This window comes from Enterobacter sp. JBIWA008 (assembly GCF_019968765.1).
GTDB lineage: Bacteria > Pseudomonadota > Gammaproteobacteria > Enterobacterales > Enterobacteriaceae > Enterobacter.
In genome coordinates this window covers 4,794,094-4,819,532 of record NZ_CP074149.1, presented here as the reverse complement: position 1 = coordinate 4,819,532, position 25,439 = coordinate 4,794,094, and the positions used below count along the sequence as shown (strand labels likewise).

At 54.6% G+C, this 25,439-nt stretch carries 26 protein-coding genes; 10 read left to right on the top strand and 16 right to left on the bottom strand.

The features are described 5' to 3' along the window. Positions 1 to 599: 599 nt before the first annotated feature. The 9 genes from rpmH (at position 600) to KGP24_RS23305 (ending at position 8,119) form a co-directional block, all read left to right on the top strand. Positions 600 to 740, top strand: a complete 141-nt coding sequence (gene rpmH / locus KGP24_RS23345; protein WP_000831330.1) for a 50S ribosomal protein L34 — start codon at positions 600 to 602, stop codon at positions 738 to 740. A 16-nt stretch (positions 741 to 756) separates the two neighbouring features. After that, a complete protein-coding gene (gene rnpA, locus KGP24_RS23340) occupies positions 757 to 1,116 on the top strand; it encodes a ribonuclease P protein component (protein WP_032640303.1) in 360 nt (119 codons plus the stop codon). Beyond that, entirely contained in the window at positions 1,080 to 1,337 is a 258-nt protein-coding gene (yidD, locus tag KGP24_RS23335; RefSeq protein WP_001307474.1) for a membrane protein insertion efficiency factor YidD, read from the top strand. The genes rnpA and yidD overlap by 37 nt, the downstream gene beginning before the upstream one ends. Positions 1,338 to 1,339: 2 nt before the next feature. Further along, positions 1,340 to 2,983, top strand: a complete 1,644-nt coding sequence (yidC, locus tag KGP24_RS23330) for a membrane protein insertase YidC (protein WP_223561932.1) — start codon at positions 1,340 to 1,342, stop codon at positions 2,981 to 2,983. 72 nt (positions 2,984 to 3,055) lie between these two features. Continuing rightward, a complete protein-coding gene (gene mnmE / locus KGP24_RS23325; protein ID WP_023333930.1) occupies positions 3,056 to 4,420 on the top strand; it encodes a tRNA uridine-5-carboxymethylaminomethyl(34) synthesis GTPase MnmE in 1,365 nt (454 codons plus the stop codon). Between the two features lie 111 nt (positions 4,421 to 4,531). Further along, complete coding sequence (locus tag KGP24_RS23320; protein ID WP_223561931.1) at positions 4,532 to 5,707, top strand: MFS transporter; 1,176 nt, start codon at positions 4,532 to 4,534, stop codon at positions 5,705 to 5,707. Further along, on the top strand, positions 5,676 to 6,647 hold the full coding sequence (gene yidZ, locus KGP24_RS23315) for an HTH-type transcriptional regulator YidZ (protein ID WP_029741480.1): 972 nt from the start codon (positions 5,676 to 5,678) through the stop codon (positions 6,645 to 6,647). Before KGP24_RS23320 ends, yidZ begins: the two co-directional genes overlap by 32 nt. Before the next feature lie 122 nt (positions 6,648 to 6,769). Further along, positions 6,770 to 7,516 (top strand): hypothetical protein, encoded by a 747-nt coding sequence (locus KGP24_RS23310; protein WP_063145549.1) that lies wholly within the window; start codon positions 6,770 to 6,772, stop codon positions 7,514 to 7,516. A gap of 36 nt (positions 7,517 to 7,552) precedes the next feature. Next, a complete protein-coding gene (locus tag KGP24_RS23305) occupies positions 7,553 to 8,119 on the top strand; it encodes an NADPH-dependent FMN reductase (RefSeq protein WP_194401463.1) in 567 nt (188 codons plus the stop codon). Positions 8,120 to 8,164: 45 nt separating this feature from the next. Here the strand turns inward: KGP24_RS23305 and adeP are convergent, their stop codons facing one another. Next, on the bottom strand, positions 8,165 to 9,502 hold the full coding sequence (gene adeP, locus KGP24_RS23300) for an adenine permease AdeP (protein ID WP_023309797.1): 1,338 nt from the start codon (positions 9,500 to 9,502) through the stop codon (positions 8,165 to 8,167). 165 nt (positions 9,503 to 9,667) lie between these two features. On the opposite strand from adeP, the gene yieH reads away from it, so the two are divergent. Then, the gene (yieH, locus tag KGP24_RS23295; protein WP_223561930.1) at positions 9,668 to 10,333 is read left to right on the top strand and encodes a 6-phosphogluconate phosphatase; all 666 of its coding nucleotides are present in this window, start codon (positions 9,668 to 9,670) and stop codon (positions 10,331 to 10,333) included. A 57-nt stretch (positions 10,334 to 10,390) separates the two neighbouring features. Here yieH and phoU read toward each other — a convergent pair whose 3' ends face one another. The 15 genes from phoU to atpB all read right to left on the bottom strand — a co-directional run bounded on the left by phoU (position 10,391) and on the right by atpB (position 25,439). Further along, positions 10,391 to 11,116, bottom strand: a complete 726-nt coding sequence (gene phoU / locus KGP24_RS23290; RefSeq protein ID WP_008500182.1) for a phosphate signaling complex protein PhoU — start codon at positions 11,114 to 11,116, stop codon at positions 10,391 to 10,393. Between the two features lie 26 nt (positions 11,117 to 11,142). Further along, complete coding sequence (gene pstB, locus KGP24_RS23285; protein ID WP_010426574.1) at positions 11,143 to 11,916, bottom strand: phosphate ABC transporter ATP-binding protein PstB; 774 nt, start codon at positions 11,914 to 11,916, stop codon at positions 11,143 to 11,145. Between the two features lie 47 nt (positions 11,917 to 11,963). Further along, on the bottom strand, positions 11,964 to 12,854 hold the full coding sequence (gene pstA, locus KGP24_RS23280) for a phosphate ABC transporter permease PstA (RefSeq protein WP_024907882.1): 891 nt from the start codon (positions 12,852 to 12,854) through the stop codon (positions 11,964 to 11,966). Continuing rightward, on the bottom strand, positions 12,854 to 13,813 hold the full coding sequence (gene pstC, locus KGP24_RS23275; protein ID WP_028017768.1) for a phosphate ABC transporter permease PstC: 960 nt from the start codon (positions 13,811 to 13,813) through the stop codon (positions 12,854 to 12,856). Before pstC ends, pstA begins: the two co-directional genes overlap by 1 nt. Positions 13,814 to 13,894: 81 nt before the next feature. Further along, positions 13,895 to 14,935, bottom strand: a complete 1,041-nt coding sequence (gene pstS / locus KGP24_RS23270; protein ID WP_008500186.1) for a phosphate ABC transporter substrate-binding protein PstS — start codon at positions 14,933 to 14,935, stop codon at positions 13,895 to 13,897. A gap of 321 nt (positions 14,936 to 15,256) precedes the next feature. Then, a complete protein-coding gene (glmS, locus tag KGP24_RS23265) occupies positions 15,257 to 17,086 on the bottom strand; it encodes a glutamine--fructose-6-phosphate transaminase (isomerizing) (RefSeq protein ID WP_223561929.1) in 1,830 nt (609 codons plus the stop codon). 349 nt (positions 17,087 to 17,435) lie between these two features. After that, on the bottom strand, positions 17,436 to 18,806 hold the full coding sequence (gene glmU, locus KGP24_RS23260) for a bifunctional UDP-N-acetylglucosamine diphosphorylase/glucosamine-1-phosphate N-acetyltransferase GlmU (RefSeq protein ID WP_223561928.1): 1,371 nt from the start codon (positions 18,804 to 18,806) through the stop codon (positions 17,436 to 17,438). A gap of 138 nt (positions 18,807 to 18,944) precedes the next feature. Beyond that, positions 18,945 to 19,364, bottom strand: a complete 420-nt coding sequence (locus KGP24_RS23255) for a F0F1 ATP synthase subunit epsilon (protein ID WP_006177560.1) — start codon at positions 19,362 to 19,364, stop codon at positions 18,945 to 18,947. 20 nt (positions 19,365 to 19,384) lie between these two features. Continuing rightward, positions 19,385 to 20,767 (bottom strand): F0F1 ATP synthase subunit beta, encoded by a 1,383-nt coding sequence (gene atpD, locus KGP24_RS23250; protein ID WP_006177559.1) that lies wholly within the window; start codon positions 20,765 to 20,767, stop codon positions 19,385 to 19,387. Between the two features lie 31 nt (positions 20,768 to 20,798). Continuing rightward, entirely contained in the window at positions 20,799 to 21,662 is an 864-nt protein-coding gene (gene atpG / locus KGP24_RS23245; RefSeq protein WP_023333921.1) for a F0F1 ATP synthase subunit gamma, read from the bottom strand. A 51-nt stretch (positions 21,663 to 21,713) separates the two neighbouring features. After that, the gene (gene atpA / locus KGP24_RS23240) at positions 21,714 to 23,255 is read right to left on the bottom strand and encodes a F0F1 ATP synthase subunit alpha (RefSeq protein ID WP_006808751.1); all 1,542 of its coding nucleotides are present in this window, start codon (positions 23,253 to 23,255) and stop codon (positions 21,714 to 21,716) included. Positions 23,256 to 23,267: 12 nt separating this feature from the next. Further along, positions 23,268 to 23,801, bottom strand: coding sequence for a F0F1 ATP synthase subunit delta (gene atpH / locus KGP24_RS23235; RefSeq protein WP_023309790.1), 534 nt, complete (start codon positions 23,799 to 23,801; stop codon positions 23,268 to 23,270). Positions 23,802 to 23,815: 14 nt separating this feature from the next. Continuing rightward, on the bottom strand, positions 23,816 to 24,286 hold the full coding sequence (gene atpF, locus KGP24_RS23230; protein ID WP_014072436.1) for a F0F1 ATP synthase subunit B: 471 nt from the start codon (positions 24,284 to 24,286) through the stop codon (positions 23,816 to 23,818). A gap of 48 nt (positions 24,287 to 24,334) precedes the next feature. Then, positions 24,335 to 24,574, bottom strand: a complete 240-nt coding sequence (gene atpE / locus KGP24_RS23225) for a F0F1 ATP synthase subunit C (protein ID WP_000429386.1) — start codon at positions 24,572 to 24,574, stop codon at positions 24,335 to 24,337. Positions 24,575 to 24,623: 49 nt separating this feature from the next. After that, a complete protein-coding gene (atpB, locus tag KGP24_RS23220; protein ID WP_023309789.1) occupies positions 24,624 to 25,439 on the bottom strand; it encodes a F0F1 ATP synthase subunit A in 816 nt (271 codons plus the stop codon).

Sequence of the window (25,439 nt, the reverse complement as noted above, 5' to 3'; positions counted from 1 at the left end):
GGCGGACTCCACTCGAACAATAAAAGAAAACTATTGAATATTCATGATTGTTGGCGCACATCGACATGACCCTGTGTAAAGGGGGACGTGCGAATTGCTATCTGCAATTTATCCTGACCAGGATCCTGGGATCCCGATCGGGACCGCGGATCATAGCCTAAACTGAGCCAGAGATCTTCTGTTTCTCACAGATTCTTCCCGATTTATCCACAGGAAGATCCGAAACCGGTTAAGTGTAAACGATCCTGGCGCCAGTGCCCCACGATTTAGTCCGCATATTGGAAAAATTAATGAGCACAGACAATTTATTGCTTAAATGATCTAACGAAGATCCGGGACGATCCTTGCGCTTTATCTTCGAGCCCGTATAATCCTCGACCCGGCGCGTGATGCTCATCTTCCTGCGTCGTCCGTTGCTCATTTTCCACGCGAAAACGTGCGGAAATACGCGGGAAATAAGGAAAGAGAATTGACTCCGGAGTGTACAATTATTACAATCCGGCCTCTTTAATCACCCACGCTGAGGCGTTAGTCGTTCGAAACTCGTTCGGGTATACGCAAAAGTCAGTGAATTTATTCAAGTTTAGGTAGAAATCGCCATGAAACGCACTTTTCAACCGTCTGTACTGAAGCGCAACCGTTCTCACGGCTTCCGTGCTCGTATGGCTACTAAAAATGGTCGTCAGGTTCTGGCACGTCGTCGTGCTAAAGGCCGCGCTCGTCTGACCGTTTCCAAGTAATAAAGCTAACCCCTGAGTGGTTAAGCTAGCATTTCCCAGGGAGTTACGTTTGTTAACTCCCGCTCATTTCACTTTCGTCTTCCAGCAGCCACTACGGGCTGGCACGCCGCAAATCACCATCCTCGGCCGCCAAAATTCGCTGGGGCATCCCCGCATCGGTCTCACAGTCGCCAAGAAAAATGTTAAACGTGCGCATGAACGCAATCGGATTAAACGTCTGACGCGTGAAAGCTTCCGTTTACGTCAACACGAACTGCCTTCAATGGATTTCGTGGTGGTGGCTAAAAAAGGGGTTGCCGACCTCGATAACCGTGCTCTCTCGGAAGCGTTGGAAAAATTATGGCGCCGCCACTGTCGCCTGGCTCACGGGTCCTGATAGCCCTCATTCGGGTCTATCAACGCCTGATTAGTCCGCTACTCGGGCCGCACTGCCGTTTCACACCAACATGCTCAAGCTACGGAATTGAGGCATTGCGCAGGTTTGGAGTGATAAAAGGCAGTTGGTTGACGGTGAAACGCGTATTAAAATGCCACCCTTTACACCCCGGTGGAGACGACCCCGTCCCCCCAGGACCCTTTGATACCAGAGAACACTAACGATGGATTCGCAACGCAATCTTCTTATCATCGCTTTGTTGTTCGTGTCTTTCATGATCTGGCAGGCATGGGAGCAGGATAAAAATCCTCAACCCCAGCAGCAGACCACGCAGACTACGACCACCGCAGCGGGTAGCGCCGCCGACCAGGGCGTACCGGCCAGTGGCCAGGGGAAACAGATTACGGTTAAGACCGATGTGCTTGAGCTGACAATCAACACCCGTGGTGGTGATGTTGAGCAGGCGCTGCTGTTGACCTACCCGAAAGAGCTGAAGTCTAACGAACCGTTCCAGTTACTGGAAACCACGCCTGAGTTTATCTACCAGGCGCAGAGCGGCCTGACTGGTCGTGATGGCCCGGATAACCCGGCTAACGGTGCGCGTCCACTGTATACCGTCGAGAACGACACCTTTGTGCTGGCTGACGGTCAGAACGAACTCGCGATCCCGATGACGTACACCGACGCCGCAGGCAACACCTTCACTAAAACCTTCACCCTGAAACGCGGTGAATATGCGGTGAACGTGGGCTACAGCGTACAGAACGCCAGTGCGAAACCGCTGGAACTGTCGACCTTTGGCCAGCTGAAGCAGTCCATCAATCTGCCGTCTCACCGTGACACCGGAAGCAGCAACTTTGCGCTGCATACCTTCCGTGGCGCGGCGTACTCCACGCCAGACGCGAAGTACGAGAAATACAAATTCGACACCATTGCCGATAACGAAAACCTGAACGTCAGCGCTAAAGGCGGTTGGGTGGCAATGCTGCAGCAGTATTTCGCCACTGCGTGGGTGCCAAATAACGACGGTACCAACAACTTCTATACCGCGAACCTGGGTAACGGCCTTGCAGCCATTGGCTACAAATCTCAGCCGATTCTGGTTCAGCCGGGTCAAACCGGTAAGATGGCAAGCACCCTGTGGGTCGGCCCGGAAATTCAGGACAAAATGGCTGCTGTTGCGCCTCACCTGGATCTGACCGTGGATTACGGTTGGTTGTGGTTCATCTCTCAGCCGCTGTTTAAGCTGCTGAAGTTCATCCACAGCTTCCTGGGTAACTGGGGCTTCTCCATCATCGTTATCACCTTCATCGTTCGTGGCATCATGTACCCGCTGACCAAAGCGCAGTACACCTCCATGGCGAAGATGCGCATGCTGCAGCCGAAGATTCAGGCAATGCGTGAGCGTCTGGGCGATGACAAACAGCGTCAGAGCCAGGAAATGATGGCCCTGTACAAAGCAGAGAAAGTGAACCCACTGGGTGGTTGCTTCCCGCTGCTGATTCAGATGCCAATCTTCCTTGCGCTGTACTACATGCTGATGGGTTCCGTTGAGCTGCGCCACGCGCCGTTCGCGCTGTGGATCCATGACCTTTCCGCACAGGACCCGTACTACATCCTGCCGATCCTGATGGGCGTGACGATGTTCTTCATCCAGAAGATGTCGCCGACCACCGTGACCGACCCGATGCAGCAGAAGATCATGACCTTTATGCCGGTCATCTTCACCGTGTTCTTCCTGTGGTTCCCGTCAGGTCTGGTGCTGTACTATATCGTCAGCAACCTGGTGACCATCATCCAGCAGCAGCTGATTTACCGTGGTCTGGAAAAACGTGGCCTGCATAGCCGCGAAAAGAAAAAGTCCTGATTCGGTAAGTTAACGCTAAAATAAGGGCGGTCGATTGACCGCCTTTTTTATTTGTATTGAACGAGACCAACCATGAGCCATAACGACACTATCGTCGCCCAGGCAACCCCACCGGGACGCGGTGGTGTAGGCATTCTGCGCATCTCCGGCCTTAAGGCCCGCGAGGTCGCAGAAGCGGTACTGGGTAAGCTGCCAAAGCCGCGCTACGCTGATTACCTGCCGTTTAAAGATACCGACGGTACGCCGCTGGACCAGGGCATTGCGCTGTGGTTCCCCGGCCCGAACTCCTTTACCGGCGAAGACGTGCTGGAGCTGCAGGGCCACGGCGGCCCGGTTATCCTCGACCTGCTGTTAAAACGTATCCTGACCCTGCCGGGCCTGCGCATTGCGAAGCCGGGAGAGTTCTCCGAGCGTGCCTTCCTCAACGACAAGCTCGACCTGGCGCAGGCAGAAGCGATTGCAGACCTGATCGACGCCAGCTCAGAACAGGCGGCCCGCTCCGCCCTGAACTCGCTGCAGGGAGCATTTTCTGCCCGCGTAAATCACCTTGTGGAAGCACTTACTCACCTTAGGATCTACGTGGAAGCGGCTATCGACTTCCCGGATGAGGAAATCGACTTCCTCTCTGACGGTAAAATTGAAGCCCAGCTCAACCAGGTAATGAACGATCTCGATGCCGTTCGCGCCGAAGCGCGCCAGGGCAGCCTGCTGCGTGAAGGGATGAAGGTAGTGATAGCCGGACGCCCTAACGCCGGGAAATCAAGCCTGCTGAACGCCCTGGCGGGCCGTGAAGCGGCCATCGTGACCGACATTGCCGGCACCACCCGCGACGTGCTGCGCGAGCATATCCACATTGACGGGATGCCGCTGCACATCATCGATACCGCGGGTCTGCGAGATGCCAGCGACGAGGTTGAGCGCATCGGTATTGAACGTGCCTGGCAGGAGATCGAGCAGGCCGACCGCGTGCTGTTTATGGTGGACGGCACCACGACCGACGCCGTTGACCCGGCGGAGATCTGGCCGGACTTTATTGCCCGCCTGCCGGCGAAACTGCCGATCACCGTGGTGCGTAACAAAGCGGACGTCACCGGCGAAACGCTGGGAATCAGCGATGTGAATGGTCACTCACTGATTCGCCTGTCTGCACGTACCGGTGAAGGCGTTGACGACCTGCGTAACCATCTCAAGCAGAGCATGGGCTTTGATACCAGCATGGAAGGCGGCTTCCTGGCGCGTCGCCGTCACCTGCAGGCGCTGGAAGAGGCGGCGAACCACCTCGTTCAGGGTAAAGCGCAGCTGATCGGCGCGTGGGCGGGTGAACTGCTGGCGGAAGAGCTGCGTCTGGCGCAGCAGAATCTGAGCGAGATCACCGGGGAGTTTACGTCGGACGATCTGCTGGGACGGATCTTCTCAAGCTTCTGTATTGGTAAGTAATTCCCGCTAATCCATGGTGATTTCCTCCAGGGAAATCACCATTGTCCAAATGGCAACTCGCCTAATCCCTTCTCACCCCCTATCCTGCATGCCTGCATCTATGGGGGGTTTATGGCGCGTTTTCTGTTTTGTAGTTTCGCATTAGTTCTGCTTTATCCATCTGGCATTGATATGTATCTGGTGGGATTGCCGCATATCGCCCGCGATCTGGGTGCCAGCGAAGCGCAGCTGCACATCGCGTTTTCGGCCTACCTCGCGGGGATGGCGTCGTCGATGGTGTTTGCCGGGAAGATCGCGGATAAGGCAGGCCGTCAGCCTGTCGCGATAACCGGCGCCATCATTTTTTCCCTGGCCTCTCTTCTCTGCTCACAGGCGCAAAACAGCACCGTGTTTCTGACCGGGCGCTTTATCCAGGGCATTGGCGCCGGTGGCTGCTACGTCGTCGCTTTTGCCATTTTGCGCGACACCTTAAGCGCCCAGCGTCGCGCTAAGGTGCTGTCGATGCTGAACGGTATTACCTGCATCATCCCGGTGCTGGCCCCGGTCGTGGGGTATCTGATCATGCTGAAATTCCCGTGGCAGAGCCTGTTCTGGACCATGGCTGTGATGGGCGCGCTGGTGTTTGTCCTGTCCATCACCGTGCTGAAAGAGACCCACCCTGGCTCGCAGAATACTGGTCATATCCCAACGATTCACCCCGCTGAGAAGCTGCTTAACAGCTTTTTCCTCAGTCGTCTGGCCGTGACCACGTTAAGCGTGGCGGTGATCCTGACCTATGTAAACGTTTCCCCGGTTTTACTGATGGAAACCATGGGCTTCGATCGCGGCGAGTATTCAACGGTGATGGCATTAACCGCCATGGTCAGTATGGCGGTCTCGTTCTCCACCCCGTTTGCGCTAAATGTTTTCAGCCAGCGCACATTGATGCTGACCTCACAGGTTTTATTCCTCGCCGCAGGCGCGATCCTGGCAACCACCAGCTCACATGCGGTGATGCTGGTGGGAATTACGCTCATTTGTGCCGGGTTCTCGGTTGGCTTTGGCGTGGCGATGAGTCAGGCGCTTGGCCCCTTTTCGCTGCGGGCAGGCGTGGCAAGCTCGGTGCTGGGAATTGCGCAGGTCTGCGGCTCGTCGCTGTGGATTTGGCTGGCGGCGGTCATCGGGCTTAACGCGCTGAATATGCTGATCGGGGTTCTGATTGGCTGTAGCATACTGTGCATCACCTTACTTATGGTCATCCAGCCCGCGGCGCATTATGAAGAAGCCCATCAGCAGTCTCGATCTTAACCTGTTGCTTTGCCTGCAGCTTTTGCTGCAGGAGCGCAGCGTCACCAAAGCCGCAAAACGGATGAACGTGACGCCGTCGGCAGTGAGCAAATCGCTGGCCAAGCTGCGCGACTGGTTTGACGACCCGCTGTTTGTGAAAACGCCGTTAGGGCTGCTGCCAACCCCGCTGACGGTAAGCCTGGAGCAAGATCTGGCCGACTGGATGCAAATCGGCAACCAGATCCTCGACAAATTCCACCATGATTCGCCAGGCGGACTAACGTTCGTGCTGGCCGCCGAAACGCCGCTGATGCTGATCCGCTTTAATGCCCTGCTGGAGCAGGTGAACCAGCGCTATCCGCAGGCTACGGTGAAGATGCGGCACTGGGATTACGATTCGCTGGACGCTATTACGCGTGGAGAGGTGGATCTGGGATTCACCGGACGCGAAACACACCCACGATCGCGTGAATTGCTGAAGCTAATGCCGTGGTTCATCGACTATGAGATCCTGTTCAGCGACCGTCCGTGCGTGTATCTGCGTGAGGATCACCCCGCGCTGCAGGATGAATGGAACCTCGAGACCTTCCTGCGCTACCCGCACATCAGCATCTTCTGGGAACGCAGCGACACCTGGGCACTGGACGAAGTGCTAAAGGAGATGGGTCGAGAGAGAAACATTGCCATGAGCGTGCCGGGGTTTGAGCAGTCGATGTTTATGGCGGCGCAGCCCGGCCATAACTACATCGCCACGGCTCCGCACTACTGCCATCACTACAATCAACTCCACCAGCGGAAGCTGATCGCGCTTCCTATTCCCATTGACGAAGCGCAGGCTGAAAAGCTTACCGTTCCCTTCACGCTGATCTGGCATAAACGGAACAGCCATAATCCGAAAATCCTCTGGCTGCGGGAAACCATCAAGGCGCTGTACGGTGCCAGCGATCCAATTTTTGCCTAAGAAAATGTAAAGTTCGGTCCTAAGGCTTCTCTTACTCCCATTTACTGATTAAAACAGAAGTCAAGTTAAGCGATAATCATGTAACCGTTTAACCGATTACGACCATTATCAAGGAGCGAAAAATGGCTACGCACTTTGCAAGAGGGATACTTACGGAAGGACGTCTCGTATCGGCAAGAATTTCTTCAGCCTGTCACAGTGAAGCACTTACTCTCCCGGAACACCGCAGAACGCGGTTTTTAGCTTCCCGGGCGCTTCTCGCAGAACTGCTGTTTATGCTGTACGGCACCAGCGAGCTGCCGGACATCATTACCCAACCCGAAGGCCGCCCGGTCTTTGCCGATCCGGATCTCCCTCGTTTTTCGATTGCCTACGCGGGCAATATCATTGGCGTCGCGCTGACCACCGAAGGGGATTGCGGGCTGGATATGGAACTTCAGCGCGCGACGCGCAGCTTCCATGGCGGTAATGCGCACGAAGACTATCCGCTCTCCAGCAATGAGAAGCTGTGGGTCCGCAACCAGAACGATCCTGTCGAAGCCAGAGCCCAGCTCATTACCTTGCGCCAGAGCATTCGCAAGCTCTGTGGATGCGCCTCAGACGACGCCAGCCTGCTGCAGCTGCTGCCAGGCTCCGGACGTCTTCGTGCCACTCAGGCCACGCTGGTAGAGGCGCTCAGTGACGCAGAGGATGTGCTCATTTGGTCCATTGCGGTTACCCCCGCCATCGAACGCATGAAAATCTGGGAATTTGACAGTCAACAGGGATGGCGTAGCCTTCCTGATGTGCCCGAGCGCGCCAACGAGCCCGCCGCACGCCTGATGCGTTTAACCAGTTTACCGGCAGAAAAAGCATTCACCCTTAGCTGATCCAATCAGGGTCATCATGATGAAACAGGAGTAATCATGTCTGATACGTTGAAAGTAGTTACGTTACTGGGAAGCCTGCGCAAAGGTTCATTTAACGGGATGGTTGCCCGCACGCTGCCACAGCTGGCACCGGCAGGAATGGAAATTAGCGCCCTGCCGTCTATTGGCGATATTCCGCTGTATGATGCGGATGTCCAGCAGGAAGAGGGTTTTCCGCAGAGCGTTGAGGCGCTGGCAGAGCAGATCCGCCAGGCCGACGGCGTGGTCATCGTCACGCCGGAGTACAACTATTCGGTTCCGGGTGGTCTGAAGAATGCCATCGACTGGCTGTCCCGTTTGCCTGAGCAGCCGCTGTCAGGCAAGCCGGTGCTGATCCAGACCAGCTCAATGGGCGCGATTGGCGGCGCGCGCTGTCAGTATCATCTGCGCCAGATCCTGGTATTCCTGGATGCGATGGTCATGAACAAGCCGGAATTTATGGGTGGTGTGATTCAGAACAAGGTCGACCCGCAAACGGGTGTAGTGGTGGATCAGAGCACGCGCGATCATCTGTCTGGTCAGCTGACGGCGTTCGGGGATTATATTAAGCGGGTGAAAGCGTAAGCCCTCACCCTAACCCTCTCCCACAGGGAGAGGGAACAAACCTGTTTATTTGGCATCAATAAACACAATCTTCAGCACAAACAGCAGCGCCACAACAATCACGCATGGGCTGAGGTCGCGGAAGCGGCCGGTACCGATCTTCATTACGCAGTAAGAGATAAAGCCCAGCGCGATACCTTCGGTAATCGAGAAGCTGAACGGCATCATCACGGCGGTAATAAACGCCGGCACCGCTTCGGTTAAATCATCCCACTTCACGCGTGACAGGCTGGAGGTCATCAGCACACCCACATAGATTAGCGCGCCGGCTGCCGCATACGGAGGAACCATACCCGCCAGCGGAGAGAGGAAGATCACCAGCAGGAACAGAATACCCACGACCACCGCCGTCAGGCCAGTACGGCCGCCCACGGACACGCCGGAAGAAGATTCAATGTACGCGGTAACGGACGAGGTTCCGATAAAAGCGCCGGTCACAGAGGAGACGCTGTCCACAAACAGCGCCTGCTTCATGCGCGGGAATTTACCTTTCTCATCCGCCAGACCGGCTTTATCGGTCACGCCGATCAGCGTACCGGAGGAGTCAAACAGGTTGACCAGCATGAAGGAGAAAATCACGCCCGCCAGGCCCAGATTCAGGGAACCCGCCAGATCGACGTGACCAATCACGGTAGAGACGCTCGGTGGCGCGGAGACAATACCGTTATAGTGAACGTCACCCAGCATCCAGCCCAGCAGGGTAGTGACCACGATGGACACCAGCACCGCCGCGTGAATATTGCGGGAAGCCAGGATCGCGATGATAAAGAAGCCCAGCACGCCCAGCAGCACGTTATGAGAGGTCAGGTGACCGATGCTCACCAGCGTATCCGGGTTAGCCACGATAACGCCGGCGTTTTTCAGCCCCATCATACCGATGAACAGACCAATACCGCTGGTGATGCCCACGCGCAGGCTCACGGGAATGTTTGCAATCATCCAGTAACGTACGCGGAAAATGGTCAGCAGCAGCAGGCCAACCGCGCCCCAGAAGATGGCGCCCATGCCAACCTGCCACGGCAGACCCATCGCCTGAACGACCACGAACGCGAAGAACGCATTCAGGCCCATCGCCGGTGCCAGCGCAACCGGCAGGTTAGCGAACACACCCATCAGAATGCTGCCAAGGGCCGCAATCAGGCAGGTTGTCACGAAGACGGCGCTGGTATCCATGCCAGCAACGCCCAGAATTTGAGGGTTCACAAAAACGATATAGACCATCGTCAGGAAGGTGGTGAAACCGGCGATCACTTCGGTGCGTGCCGTTGTGCCGTGCTCGCGCAGTTTAAACACGCGCTCAAGCAGACCCTGACCAGATGTCTGGGTAGTGTGTTGTTGACTCATCATCAATTTCCGAACAAGGAGGGAAAATTCGTCGCTATCCTATACCAAAATGCGACAATAGTGGCGGTTACGTGATACTTTTTTCATTGATTTTGCTTATACGGCAACGATTGCGTGCCGGCGAACTGCCGTACGTAAACGTTAAACTTGTTAAAAGGGAAAGGCATGTCCGGAATTGAAGCGGTATTTTTCGACTGCGACGGTACGCTGGTCGACAGTGAGGTCATTTGTTCCCGCGCGTATGTCACTATGTTCCAGGAATTTGGCATTACGCTGGAACTCGAAGAGGTGTTTAAACGCTTTAAGGGCGTGAAGCTCTACGAGATCATCGACATCATTAACCAGGAACACGGTGTGGATCTGGCGAAAGCCGAACTGGAACCGGTGTACCGCGCCGAGGTCGCACGCCTGTTCGACTCCGAGCTGGAGGTTATTCCGGGCGCAAACGCGCTGCTGGATGCGATGACGGTGCCAGTCTGCGTCGTCTCTAACGGCCCGGTCAGCAAAATGCAGCACTCGCTAGGCAAGCTTGAGATGTTGCACCATTTCCCGGAAAAACTGTTCAGCGGCTACGATATCCAGCGCTGGAAGCCAGACCCGGCGCTGATGTTCCATGCGGCAAAAGCGATGAACGTCAACGTAGAAAACTGCATTCTGGTGGATGACTCGTCTGCGGGCGCGCAGTCAGGGATTGATGCGGGGATGGAGGTGTTTTACTTCTGCGCCGACCCGCACAACAAGCCGATCGATCATCCAAACGTGACGACCTTTACCGATCTGGCACAGCTGCCGGAACTGTGGAAGGCTCGCGGGTGGGATATTACTCGCTGAGTTTTCTCCTCACCCCGACCCTCTCCCTGTGGGAGAGAGTTAGGGTGAGGGTAAAAATCACTCTTTCGGATCTTTACCCGCCAGCAGCTTGTCCAGCTCGTCGCCGCCCACGTGACGGAAGTCCTGACCTTTAACGAAGTAGAAAATGTATTCGCAAATGTTCTGGCAGCGGTCGCCGATACGCTCGATAGAGCGCGCGCAGAACAGGGCGGTCAGTACGCTTGGGATCGTACGTGAATCTTCCATCATGTAGGTCATCAGCTGACGCACGATGCCTTCATACTCCTGGTCGACCTTCTTGTCTTCACGGTAGATACGCACCGCTTCGTCCAGATCCATACGCGCAAAGGCATCCAGCACGTCGTGCAGCATCTGCACGGTGTGGCGGCCCAGCGACTCCAGGCTCACCAGCAGCGGCTGATGCTGCTGAGAGAACTTCTCCAGCGCGGTACGACAGATTTTATCCGCAACGTCACCAATACGCTCCAGCTCGGCGATGGTTTTGATGATCGCCATCACCAGACGCAGGTCGCTCGCCGTCGGCTGACGTTTCGCGATAATGCGCACGCAGGCCTCGTCGATAGCGACTTCCATCATGTTGACGTTTTTGTCGCCTTCAATGACGCGCTTCGCCAGCTCGCTGTCCTGGTTGTGCATTGCCGTAATCGCATCAGAAAGCTGCTGCTCAACCATGCCACCCATGGTCATCACCTGCGTGCGGATGCTTTCCAGCTCTGCGTTGAACTGGCCTGAAATGTGTTTATTAAGATTGAGGTTGTCCATGGTTTCTCCACATGCACTAAGGCAAATCAACCGTAGCGGCCAGTAATATAATCTTCGGTTTGTTTCTTCGCGGGCCTGGTGAACAGCGCGTCCGTATCGCTGAACTCAATCAACTCGCCCAGGTACATAAACGCCGTGTGATCGGAACAACGTGCAGCCTGCTGCATGTTATGGGTCACGATAACCACGGTGTAATCCTGCTTCAGCTCGGTGATCAGCTCTTCAATACGACCGGTTGAAATCGGGTCCAGCGCTGAACACGGCTCATCCAGCAGCAACACTTCCGGGCGAATAGCAATACCGCGCGCAATGCACAGACGCTGCTGCTGACCACCGGAGAGAGAGTAACCGCTCTGGTGTAACTTATCTTTGGTTTCGTTCCATAATGCGGCCTTGGTCAAAGCCCACTGTACGCGCTCGTCCATATCGGCACGGGAGAGCTTTTCAAACAGACGCACGCCAAAGGCGATGTTGTCATAAATGGACATCGGGAACGGCGTTGGTTTCTGGAACACCATCCCCACTTTGGCGCGCAGCAGGGCAATATCCTGCGCCTGGGTCAGAATGTTTTCACCGTCCAGGATGATTTCACCTTCAGCGCGCTGCTCCGGATAGAGCGAATACATTTTGTTAAAGGTACGCAGCAGCGTGGATTTTCCACAGCCGGACGGACCGATAAATGCCGTGACCTGGTTCTTCGCGATATCCAGGTTGATGTTCTTCAGGGCATGGAATTTGCCGTAGTAGAAGTTCAAATCACGAACCTGAATCTTACCCGGGGCAGTATCAACCATACTCATTGACTCATTTCCTCATTCGGCGCCGCGAGCTGCCGCGCCGTAAAAAATTAACCGTGTTTCTTCTTCGCGAAAATGACGCGCGCCAGAATGTTCAGCAACAGTACGCAAAGGGTAATGATCAGCACCCCGGCCCAGGCCAGCTGCTGCCATTCCGCGAATGGGCTCATCGCAAATTTAAAGATCGTCACCGGCAGGTTGGCGATCGGCTGCATCATGTCCGTGCTCCAGAACTGGTTGGAAAGGGACGTAAACAGCAGCGGTGCCGTTTCACCCGCGATACGCGCAACCGCCAGCAGGATGCCGGTCATAATCCCGGAGACTGACGCCTTCAGCGTAATCGCAGAGATCATCTTCCATTTCGGCGTGCCCAGGGCGTAAGCTGCTTCACGCAGGCTGTCCGGCACCAGTTTCAGCATGTTCTCGGTGGTACGAATAACAATCGGCACCTGCAGCAGCGCCAGCGCAATCACACCCGCCCAGCCGGAGAAGTGTTCCATCTGCGCCACCACCACGGTGTAAACAAACAGACCTACCACGATAGACGGGGCTGAGAGCAGAATGTCGTTGATGAAGCGAATAACTTCCGCCAGCCAGGATTTACGGCCGTATTCCGCCAGATAGATACCGGCCATGATGCCCAGCGGCGTGCCGAAGACCGTTGCCCATAGGATCAGCAACCCACTGCCCGCCAGAGCATTCGCCAGGCCCCCCCCCGCCGTGTTCGGCGGCGGCGTCATTTCGGTGAACAGCGACAGGGACATCCCGTCAATACCGCGAACGACCGTCGAGAAGAGGATCCAGACCAGCCAGAACAGGCCGAACGCCATCGTCGCCATAGAGAGCGTCAGGGCAATGCGGTTTTTCATGCGGCGTCTGGCCTGCATTTTGCGGCGGGATTCCGCCAGTTCAGCGGTAGCTTGCATTTCGAGAGTAGCCATTAGCGTGCTCCCTCATTTTTAGCGAGGCGCATAATCATCAGCTTGGAAATCGCCAGAACAATGAAGGTGATAACGAACAGAATCAGACCCAGCTCCATCAGCGCCGCCACGTGCAGCCCGGATTCAGCTTCCGCAAATTCATTCGCCAGCGCCGAGGTAATACTGTTACCAGGCATGAAGAGCGACGCGCTGTCGAGCTGGTAGGTGTTACCGATGATAAAGGTCACCGCCATGGTTTCACCCAGCGCACGACCCAGGCCCAGCATCACGCCCCCGATTACTCCATTTTTGGTGAACGGAAGGACAATACGCCAGATAACTTCCCAGGTGGTGCAGCCGATGCCATAGGCAGACTCTTTCATCATCACCGGCGTTTGTTCGAAGACATCGCGCATAACCGCCGCAATGTACGGAATAATCATGATGGCGAGGATCACACCTGCCGCCAGAATGCCGATACCGAAAGCCGGGCCAGAGAACAGGGCCCCCACAAACGGAATGGCGGAAAGCACGTTACCGACCGGTTCCTGGAAGTATGTGGCGAACAGCGGAGCAAAGATGAACAGACCCCACATGCCGTAAACGATACTTGGAATGGCCGCCAGCAGTTCGATGGCAATACCCAGCGGGCGTCGCAACCAGCCCGGCGCCAGCTCCGTCAGGAACAGGGCAATACCAAAGCTCACCGGAACCGCAATCAGCAGGGCGATGAACGAGGTCACCAGCGTGCCGTAAATCGGCACCAGGGCACCGTAGATGTCGTTCGGCGCGTCCCACTCTTTGGTCCACAGGAAGGAGAATCCGAATTTCTGGATGCTCGGCCATGAGGAGAAAATCAGAGACACGATAATGCCGCCCAGCAGCAATAGCACAATCAGCGCAGCCAGTTTAACCAGCGCGCTGAAAATCATGTCACCTTTTTTACCCGGAGGGTTAAATGCAGGCTTGGTTGCAGCCATAAATTACTCTTCTGTTAAACGCGTTTACGAAATGGGCGGGTTAGCGCTAGCGCCACCCGCCATTTTCGTCAGAATGCTAAATTAATACAATGCTTTACCGCTGCTGTCTTTCACGTTGGTTTTCCAGGCAGCGCGAATCTGCTCAACCACGTTGTCCGGCAGGGTGGCGTAATCCAGGGCGTTGGCCTGTTTGCCGCCGTTTTTGTACGCCCAGTCGAAGAACTTCAGCACTTCGGCGCCCTGCTCAGGTTTCTTCTGCTCTTTGTGAACCAGGATGAAGGTGGTAGAGGTGATTGGCCACGCACCTTCGCCTTTCTGGTTAGTCAGATCCTGCGCGAAGGATTTGCTCCAGTCAGCGCCTTTCGCCGCGTTAGCGAAGTTCTCTTCGGTCGGGCTAACCGGTTTGCCGTCGGCTGAAACCAGTTTGGTGTAGGACAGGTTGTTCTGCTTAGCGTACGCGTATTCTACGTAGCCAATAGAGCCAGGCAGACGCTGTACGAACGCGGCGATGCCGTCGTTACCTTTACCGCCCAGGCCGGTTGGCCAGTTAACGGTAGAGCCGGAGCCGACTTTAGATTTCCACTCTTCGTTCACTTTTGCCAGGTAGCTGGTGAACACGAAAGAGGTACCGGAACCATCCGCGCGGCGAACCACGGCGATGTTCTGAGAAGGCAGCTTCAGGCCTGGGTTGAGTTTAGCGATCGCTTCGTCATCCCATTTTTTGATTTTGCCCAGGTAAATGTCACCCAGCGTTTTGCCGTCCAGCACCAGCTCACCCGACTTCACGCCCGGCAGGTTGATGGCCAGAACCACACCACCGATCACGGTCGGGAACTGGAACAGGCCTTCCTGAGCCAGTTTGTCATCAGACAGCGGAGCGTCTGATGCGCCGAAATCAACAGTGTTCGCGGTAATTTGTTTAACGCCACCGGAGGAGCCGATACCCTGATAGTTAACCTTGTTACCGGTTTCTTTCTGGTAGGTATCTGCCCATTTGGCATACACCGGCGCAGGGAAGGTTGCACCAGCGCCAGTCAGGCTTGCTTCTGCAAATACAGAGAACGCGCTCAGAGATAAGGTCGCGGCGACAACAGTTGCGACAGTGGTACGCATAACTTTCATAATGTCTCCTGCAAGATTTTCGTAAATCGTTGTTTAGTGGCTACGATGAGCAAAATAGGACAAACAGGTGACAGATAAATGTACGAATTATGACAGTTTTATGACAATGAAAATTTAACTTAAAATACCGCATAATAAAGCTTAATTTTCATCGTGTTAGCCACTTTTATGACAACACGTTTTCAGAAATATTTTCTTTATGTGACACTGAAAAAAGTAGCTGAAGATGACAAATTGTCATTATTAAAAACGAGAAAGGATTGATTAAAAACAAGCCGGGCGGGATAAAAAAGCTCCACCCGAAGATGGAGCCTGAAGGGATTATTCTACGGTAACCGATTTCGCCAGGTTACGCGGCTGGTCAACGTCGGTGCCTTTGATCAGCGCAACGTGATAGGCCAGCAGCTGCAGCGGAACGGTGTAGAAGATTGGTGCGATAACCTCTTCCACATGCGGCATCTCGATGATGTGCATGTTGTCGTTGCTGACAAAACCGGCATCTTTGTCGGCGAAGACGTACAGAACACCACCGCGGGCGCGCACTTCTTCGATGTTAGATTTCAGTTTTTCCAGCAGTTCGTTGTTAGGTGCCACAACGATGACCGGCATATCCGCGTCAATCAGCGCCAGCGGGCCGTGTTTTAGCTCGCCAGCCGCATAGGCTTCAGCGTGAATGTAGGAGATCTCTTTCAGCTTCAGCGCGCCTTCCAGCGCAATCGGATACTGATCGCCACGACCCAGGAACAGGGCGTGATGTTTGTCAGAGAAATCTTCCGCCAGCGCTTCAATGCGTTTGTCCTGAGACAGCATCTGCTCAATACGGCTTGGCAGCGCCTGCAGACCATGAACGATGTCATGCTCAACGGACGCATCTTCGCCTTTCAGACGCGCCAGCTTCGCCACCAGCATCAGCAAAACGGTCAATTGAGTGGTAAACGCTTTGGTGGAGGCCACGCCGATTTCGGTGCCAGCCTTGGTCATCAGGGCCAGATCGGACTCACGCACCAGGGAAGAGCCGGGGACGTTACAGATGGCCAGAGAGCCCAGGTAACCCAGCTCTTTAGACAGACGCAGCGCTGCCAGCGTATCCGCCGTTTCGCCGGACTGGGAAAGGGTGATCATCAGGCTGTTACGACGCACAGCGGATTTGCGATAGCGGAATTCAGACGCGATTTCCACATCACACGGCACGCCCGCCAGGGATTCAAACCAGTATCGAGAGACCATACCGGAGTTGTAGGAGGTGCCGCAGGCTACGATCTGAATATGCTCGACCTTGCTGAGCAGTTCGTTCGCGTTTGCACCCAACTCGCTCAGATCCACTTCACCATGGCTGATGCGCCCGGTCAGGGTGTTTTTGATGGCGTTTGGCTGCTCGTAAATCTCTTTCTGCATGTAGTGACGGTAAGCGCCTTTGTCGCCCGCGTCGTACTGCAGGTTAGATTCGATCTCCTGGCGCTTCACCTGCTCGCCTTTGGTATCGAATACGGTCACGCTGCGACGGGTCACTTCCGCGATATCACCCTCTTCAAGGAAGATAAAGCGACGGGTAACCGGCAGGAGCGCAAGCTGATCGGAGGCGATAAAGTTTTCACCCATACCCAGACCGATAACCATCGGGCTACCGGAACGCGCTGCCAGCAGCGTTGACGGGTCGCGGGAGTCCATGATCACCGTACCGTATGCACCGCGCAGCTGAGGGATAGCACGCAGCACCGCATCACGCAGCGTGCCGCCCTGCTCCAGCTCCCAGTGCACCAGGTGAGCAATCACTTCGGTGTCAGTTTCAGAGACGAAGTTGTAGCCGCGCGCTTTCAGTTCTTCGCGCAGCGGTTCGTGGTTTTCGATAATGCCGTTGTGCACCACCACGATGTGTTCAGACACATGCGGGTGCGCGTTACCTTCAGACGGCTCGCCGTGCGTCGCCCAGCGGGTGTGCGCAATACCGGTACCACCGTGCAGCGGATGTTCTTCCGCGGCCTGGGCCAGCATCTGCACTTTACCGAGACGACGCAGACGGGTCATATGACCTTCTGCATCGACAACGGCCAGACCGGCAGAGTCGTAGCCACGGTATTCCAGACGACGTAAACCTTCGAGAAGGATTTCAGCAATATCACGCTGCGCAACTGCGCCAACAATTCCACACATAATTTTAGATTCCGAATTTAGGCATTATGCCTGCGTTGTCGCTGACCTGTATTTTCCCTGCGTCTTTCACGCTGCGGCTGCGTTGGCTTCTCGTACTCGCCACGGTCACTTACTTAAGTAAGCTCCCATGGACTCATACGCTTGCCGCCTTGCCACAACGCGAAATCCTTTGGGTAACGCCCTTTCCGGGCACCCCGAGCCTTGTAGAGAGTGGGGTTATTTTTATGGGTACTGCTTGTGGGGGGAGATATATATTTATCTCCTCTCCCGGGTTTGCCTGATGACGGCTACGCCTTATCAGGCCTACTCAATCGCAGGGCGGGTAAGCATAGCGCCACCCGCCTTGTTGTTACTTTTTCTTCACCGGGCGTTTCCAGCCCTGCTTGCTGACCTGCGGAACGCGGCTTAACACCAGCTCGTTCTCGGCCACATCGCGCGTAACGGTTGTTCCGGCGGCAATGGTCACCCCGTTACCCACGGTAACAGGCGCCACCAGCTGCGTATCGGAGCCAACGAACACATCATCACCGATGATCGTTTTAAATTTATTCGCGCCGTCATAGTTACAGGTAATCGTCCCTGCACCAATATTCACGTTATTGCCAATTTCCGCGTCGCCCAGATAGGTCAGATGACCGGCTTTCGAGCCTTTACCCAGACGCGCTTTTTTCATTTCCACGAAGTTACCCACGTGAGCGCCTTCCAGCAGCTCAGCGCCCGGGCGCAGACGCGCAAATGGGCCTATGGTACACGCCGCATCCAGACGGGCATCTTCCACCACGCTGTACGGGCTGATTTCGCAGTCGTCACCAATGACGCTGTTTTTAATCACGCAGCCGGCGCCAATTTTGACGCGATTGCCCAGCGTCACGTGACCTTCGAGGATAACGTTCGTATCAATTTCAACGTCACGACCGTGAGATAACGAACCACGCAGATCGAAACGCGCCGGATCGCGCAGCATCACGCCCGCCAGCAGCAGTTTTTCAGCCTGTTCGGACTGATAAATACGCTCCAGGCGGGAAAGCTGCAGGCGGTTGTTCACACCGTCCGTTTCGCTAATGCGCTCCGGATGAACGGCGGCAATTTCACGCCCTTCGTGGTACGCCATCGCAATGATGTCGGTGATGTAGAATTCACCCTGCGCGTTGTTGTTGTTGAGTTTGGACAGCCAGCGCTTCATGTCCGCACCATTGGCAATCAGGATACCGGTGTTGATCTCCTGAATCTGGCGCTGTTCATCGCTGGCATCTTTATGCTCAACAATACCCGTGACGTTGCCGTTTTCACGGGTGATGCGGCCATAACCGCTTGGATCGTCCAGCACGACGGTCAACAAACCGATGCCGCCCTGCGGTTTGGCTTCACGCAGGCGAGTCAGTGTTTCAACGGAGATCAGCGGGACATCGCCGTAGAGCATCAAAATGTCTTCGTCATCCGCAAAGAATGGCGCTGCCTGCTGCATCGCATGGCCAGTACCCAACTGTTCGGCCTGAAGCACCCAGTTGAGCTTGTCATCGCTCAGCGTCTTTTTAAGCAGATCGCCGCCGTGGCCGTAGACCAGGTGGACCTGACTGGCACCCAGTTCATTCGCTGCATCAATGACATGCTGCACCATTGGCTTTCCTGCAAGCGTGTGGAGCACCTTAGGCAGATCGGAATACATGCGGGTCCCTTTGCCAGCGGCAAGGATCACCACGCTCATCGCACTGTTTGACATACGCATCCTGACGGTAGTTTGAGTGTGAAGTAAAAACGTTTGATGCTTAAAATTCTACATCTTTTTCATCATGAATTAAGGCCGAAAAAAAAAGCCAGCCTGGTATCCAGACTGGCTTTTGTGCTTTTCAAGCCGGTGTTACATCGCTTTTTTGGTCAACTCGATAACGCGCAGTTTCGCGATCGCTTTGGCCAGCTCCGCAGACGCCTGAGCGTAATCCACGTCACCATGAGAGCTGCTAATGTGCTCTTCAGCCTTACGCTTCGATTCCAGGGCTCGCGCTTCGTCGAGATCCTGTCCACGGATAGCGGTATCGGCCAGAACGGTCACACTGCCAGGCTGCACTTCAAGAATGCCGCCGGACAGATAGATAAACTCTTCGTGACCGAACTGTTTAACGATGCGGATCATACCAGGCTTAATGGCGGTGAGCAGCGGTGCGTGACCCGGGAAAATACCCAGTTCACCTTCACTACCCGTTACCTGGATTTTCTCGACCAGACCAGAGAACATTTGTTGCTCTGCGCTGACGACGTCCAGGTGGTAAGTCATTGCCATATCACCCTCCGATTAAGGCGTTAAAGTTTTTTGGCTTTTTCCACGGCTTCGTCGATGGAACCAACCATGTAGAACGCCTGCTCCGGCAGGTGATCGTATTCGCCTTCCATGATGCCTTTAAAGCCACGGATGGTGTCTTTCAGGGAAACGTATTTACCTGGAGAACCGGTGAATACTTCCGCAACGAAGAACGGCTGGGACAGGAAGCGCTGGATCTTACGCGCACGTGCTACCACCAGTTTGTCTTCTTCAGACAGTTCATCCATACCCAGGATGGCGATGATGTCTTTCAGTTCCTGATAACGCTGCAGCAGGGACTGTACGCCACGCGCAGTGTCGTAGTGTTCCTGACCAACAACCAGTGGATCCAGCTGACGGCTGGTGGAGTCCAGCGGGTCAACGGCCGGGTAGATACCCAGAGACGCGATCTGACGGCTCAGTACCACGGTTGCATCTAAGTGAGCAAAGGTGGTTGCTGGAGATGGGTCAGTCAAGTCATCCGCAGGTACGTATACCGCCTGAACGGAGGTGATAGAACCGGTTTTGGTAGAGGTAATACGTTCCTGAAGAACACCCATCTCTTCCGCCAGCGTAGGCTGATAACCTACCGCTGAAGGCATACGACCCAGCAGTGCAGATACTTCCGTACCGGCCAGGGTGTAACGGTAGATGTTATCAACGAACAGCAGAACGTCACGGCCTTCGTCACGGAACTTCTCAGCCATAGTCAGACCGGTCAGCGCAACGCGCAGACGGTTTCCTGGTGGCTCGTTCATCTGGCCGTAAACCAGGGATACTTTGTCCAGAACGTTGGAGTCGGTCATTTCGTGGTAGAAGTCGTTACCCTCACGAGTACGTTCACCTACGCCCGCAAACACTGAGTAACCGGAGTGCTCGATCGCGATGTTACGGATCAGCTCCATCATGTTTACAGTTTTACCTACACCCGCACCACCGAACAGACCGACTTTACCGCCCTTCGCGAACGGACACATCAGGTCGATAACTTTGATACCGGTTTCCAGCAGTTCCTGAGAGCTGGACAGCTCTTCGTAGGAAGGTGCCGCGCGGTGGATAGCCCAACGCTCTTCTTCACCGATGTCGCCTTTCATGTCGATTGGCTGACCCAATACGTTCATGATACGACCCAGTGTTGCTTTACCTACTGGGACTTCGATCGGGTGCTCAAGGTCTTTTACTTCCAGACCACGACGCAGACCGTCGGAAGAACCCATCGCGATGGTACGCACGATACCGCCGCCGAGCTGCTGCTGAACTTCCAGCACCAGGCTCTCGTTACCATTCTGTACCTCAAGCGCGTCGTACACGCGTGGTACGGCGTCCTGAGGGAACTCGACGTCCACCACGGCGCCGATTACCTGGACAATCTTTCCAGTAGCCATCTTGAATCCTCTACGTAATTCGTAAACCTGGTTAAACCGCGGCGGCCCCCGAGACGATCTCGGTGAGTTCCTGAGTAATGCTGGCCTGACGAGCTTTGTTGTAAACCAACTGCAGCTCTTTAATCAGGCTGCCGCCATTATCGGTCGCGGCTTTCATCGCCACCATTCGTGCGGCCTGCTCGCTGGCCAGGTTTTCTACAACGCCCTGATAAACCTGTGATTCAACGTAACGACGCAGCAGGGTATCCAGCAGCGGTTTCGGATCGGGTTCATACAGGTAATCCCAGGCTTTATGCTTCAGCTCGTCATCTTCTGATGCCGGTAACGGCAGCATCTGAGTGAGCGTTGGAACCTGAGACATGGTGTTAATGAATTTGTTGCTGACAACGTACAGTCTGTCCAGACGGCCTTCATCATAGGCCTGCAACATCACTTTAACCGGGCCGATCAGTTCGGACAGGGACGGGTTATCACCCATACCGGTCACCTGAGCGACGATGTTGCCACCAACGGAGTTAAAGAAAGAGACGCCTTTAGAGCCGATCATTGCGATATCGCACTGAACGCCTTTTTCAGACCATGCTTTCATATCCGCCAGCAGTTTTTTGAACAGGTTAATGTTCAAGCCGCCACACAGACCACGGTCGGTCGACACCACCAGGTAGCCCACGCGCTTAACGTCGCGTTCTTCCAGGTAAGGGTGCTTATATTCCAGATTACCGTTTGCAAGGTGACCAATCACTTTGCGCATGGTTTCTGCATAAGGACGGCTGGCCGCCATGCGATCCTGCGATTTACGCATTTTGGAAGCGGCGACCATCTCCATCGCTTTAGTGATCTTTTGCGTGTTCTGGACGCTTGCGATCTTACTACGTATCTCTTTTGCGCCGGCCATGAGCTTCTCCTCAATGCCAGGCGGCTTGTCCTGAGACAAGCCGCCGGACGATTACCAGGATTGGGTTGCTTTGAAGGAATCGAGGATAGCTTTCAGCTTGCCTTCGATTTCGTCGTTATAGCCACCGGTCTGGTTGATCTCTTGCATCAGCGGAGCGTGATCACGGTCAACGTAAGCCAGCAGAGCGGCTTCGAAACTACCGATTTTCGCCAGTTCCACATCTTCGAGGTAACCGCGTTCAGCCGCGAACAGTACCAGGCCCTGCTGAGCAACAGACATTGGTGCGTACTGTTTCTGCTTCAGCAGCTCGGTCACTTTCTGACCGTGGCTCAGCTGTTTACGGGTTGCTTCGTCCAGATCGGATGCGAACTGAGAGAACGCAGCCAGTTCACGATACTGTGCCAGCGCGGTACGGATACCACCGGACAGTTTCTTGATGATCTTGGTCTGAGCAGCACCACCAACACGGGATACGGAGATACCCGGGTTAACCGCCGGACGAATACCGGAGTTAAACAGGTTGGTTTCCAGGAAGATCTGACCATCGGTAATGGAGATTACGTTGGTCGGAACGAACGCAGAAACGTCACCCGCCTGGGTTTCAATGATCGGCAGAGCGGTCAGAGAGCCCGTTTTACCCTTCACTTCACCTTTAGTGAAGTTCTCGACGTATTCCGCGTTAACGCGGGAAGCACGCTCCAGCAGACGAGAGTGGAGGTAGAATACGTCGCCAGGGAACGCTTCACGTCCAGGTGGACGACGGAGCAGCAGGGAAACCTGACGATAAGCAACAGCCTGTTTAGACAGGTCATCGTATACGATCAGCGCATCTTCACCACGGTCACGGAAGTATTCGCCCATTGCGCAACCGGCGTATGGCGCCAGGTATTGCAGTGCAGCAGATTCAGACGCAGTTGCTACCACAACGATAGTGTTAGACAGTGCGCCGTGCTCTTCCAGTTTACGAACCACGTTGGAAATGGTGGACGCTTTCTGGCCGATGGCCACGTACACGCATTTGATGCCGGAGTCACGCTGGTTGATGATGGCGTCGATTGCCATCGCGGTTTTACCGGTCTGACGGTCACCGATGATCAGTTCACGCTGACCACGACCGATTGGGATCATGGCATCAACGGACTTATAACCTGTCTGAACAGGCTGATCTACGGACTGACGGTCGATAACGCCTGGTGCGATAACTTCGATTGGGGAGAAGCCATCGTGCTCAACCGGACCTTTACCGTCGATTGGTGCACCCAGGGTGTTAACAACGCGACCCAGCAGGCCACGGCCAACCGGCACTTCCAGAATACGGCCAGTACACTTAACCTTCATGCCTTCGGCGAGGTCAGCGTATGGACCCATCACAACAGCACCTACGGAGTCGCGCTCCAGGTTCAGTGCGATAGCGTAACGGTTACCCGGCAGGGAAATCATCTCACCCTGCATACAATCGGCAAGGCCGTGGATGCGGATAACACCGTCACTTACAGAAACAATAGTACCTTCGTTGTGAGCTTCACTCACAACACTGAACTGAGCAATGCGCTGCTTGATCAGTTCGCTGATTTCGGTGGAATTCAGTTGCATGCTCCAGTCCCCTTAAGACTGCAAGACGTCTGCAAGGCGTTCAAGACGGCCGCGTACGCTGCCATCAATGACCATATCACCCGAACGGATGATTACGCCTGCCATTACAGACTTATCGATTTTGCAATTCAGCTTAACTTTGCGTGACAGACGTTTTTCCATCGCGGCGGTGATTTTCGCAAGCTGTTCATTACTCAGTTCAGTCGCAGAAGTCACTTCAACTTCAGCGGTTGCTTCACTAAGGGCACGTAAGTGCTCAAACTGCTCGAGAACATCCGGGAGCACACGGAGACGACCATTTTCTGCCATCACCTTAATCAGGTTCTGGCCGTTGGCATCCAGTTGCTCTCCGCACACGGCGATAAACGACGCGGCGAGAGTTTCAGGTGCTAACGCACCGGAAAGCAACTCAGCCATTTGTTCGTTTTTCGTCACCTCAGCGGCAAACGCCAGCATATCCTGCCAGCGATCGACATTTTGGTGTTCGACAGCAAAGTCAAAAGCTGCTTTGGCGTAGGGGCGAGCTACCGTAACAAATTCAGACATCAGCCCCTCCCTCCTTACAGTTCAGCGACAAGTTTGTCCACGATGTCGCTGTTAGCAGCTTCATCCACGGAACGTTCGATGATCTTCTCGGCGCCAGCAACAGCCAGAATCGCAACCTGCTTACGCAGTTCTTCACGAGCACGTTTACGCTCAGCATCAATTTCTGCCTGAGCCTGTGTCACGATCTTAGTACGTTCCTGTTCTGCTTCAGCTTTGGCTTCGTCCAGGATCTGAGAACGGCGTTTGTTAGCCTGTTCAATGATTACCTGAGCTTCAGCTTTCGCTTTTTTCAGCTGGTCTGTCGCGTTGGCCTGTGCAAGGTCCAAATCTTTCTTAGCGCGTTCTGCGGAAGCCAGACCGTCAGCAATTTCTTTCTGACGTTTTTCGATGGCAGCCATTAAAGGCGGCCATACATACTTCATGCAGAACCAGACAAAGAGAATAAACGCGATGGCCTGGCCGAGGATTGTTGCGTTCATGTTCACAGCACAATACCTCTTTAATTTCTGTGGCTTAGGGTTTTAAAACTACTACTACGCGACAGCAAACATCACGTACAGACCCAGACCTACAGCGATCATTGGGATAGCATCCACCAGACCCATAACGATAAAGAACTGAGTACGCAGCAGAGGAATCAGATCAGGTTGACGCGCTGCGCCTTCCAGGAATTTGCCCCCGAGGATGCCGATACCGATCGCAGCACCGATAGCCGCCAGACCCATCATCACAGCGGCAGCCATGTACAGCAGATCCATATTCAGGTTTTCCATGACAGTCTCCAGTTTGTTTCAATTAAAACGTAGTAGTGTTGGTAAAAAATCAGTGCTCTTCAGACGCCATCGACAGATAGACGATCGTCAGAACCATGAAGATAAAGGCTTGCAGCGTAATGATCAGGATGTGGAAAATGGCCCATGGCACATTCAGAATCCACTGTGACCACCACGGCAGAAGACCCGCGATCAGAATGAAAATCAGCTCACCCGCATACATGTTGCCGAACAGTCGCAGACCCAGTGAAACAGGTTTGGACAGCAGGCTAACGCCTTCCAGGATCAGGTTGACCGGAATAAACGCCCAGTGGTTGAACGGCTGCAAGGTAAGCTCTTTCACAAAGCCGCTTACGCCTTTCATTTTGATGCTGTAGAAAAGAATCAGGATAAATACGCCCAGCGCCATCGACAGGGTGATGTTCACGTCCGCAGACGGTACAACACGCAGCGCAGGCAGGCCGAAGATGTGCTCGCCGATAAACGGCAGCAGATCGATTGGCAGCAGGTCCATCAGGTTCATCAGGAAGACCCAAACGAACACGGTCAGGGCCAGCGGAGCAATCAGCTTGCTCTTACCATGGTACATGTCTTTGACGCTGCCATGGACGAAGCCGATGATCATTTCGATGAATGTCTGGAATTTCCCTGGTACACCGCTGGTCGCTCGTTTAGCAACACCGCGGAACATGGCCAGGAACAGAAGACCCAAAACCACCGAGAAGAACATGGAGTCGATGTTGATCGTCCAGAAGGTGGCCGGGGGGTTATGTGGATCCACCAGCGAGAATGTACGCAGGTCCAGCTGAAGGTTATTCAGATGGTGACCTATGTAATCCTGCGGCGTCATATTTTCTGAAGCCAT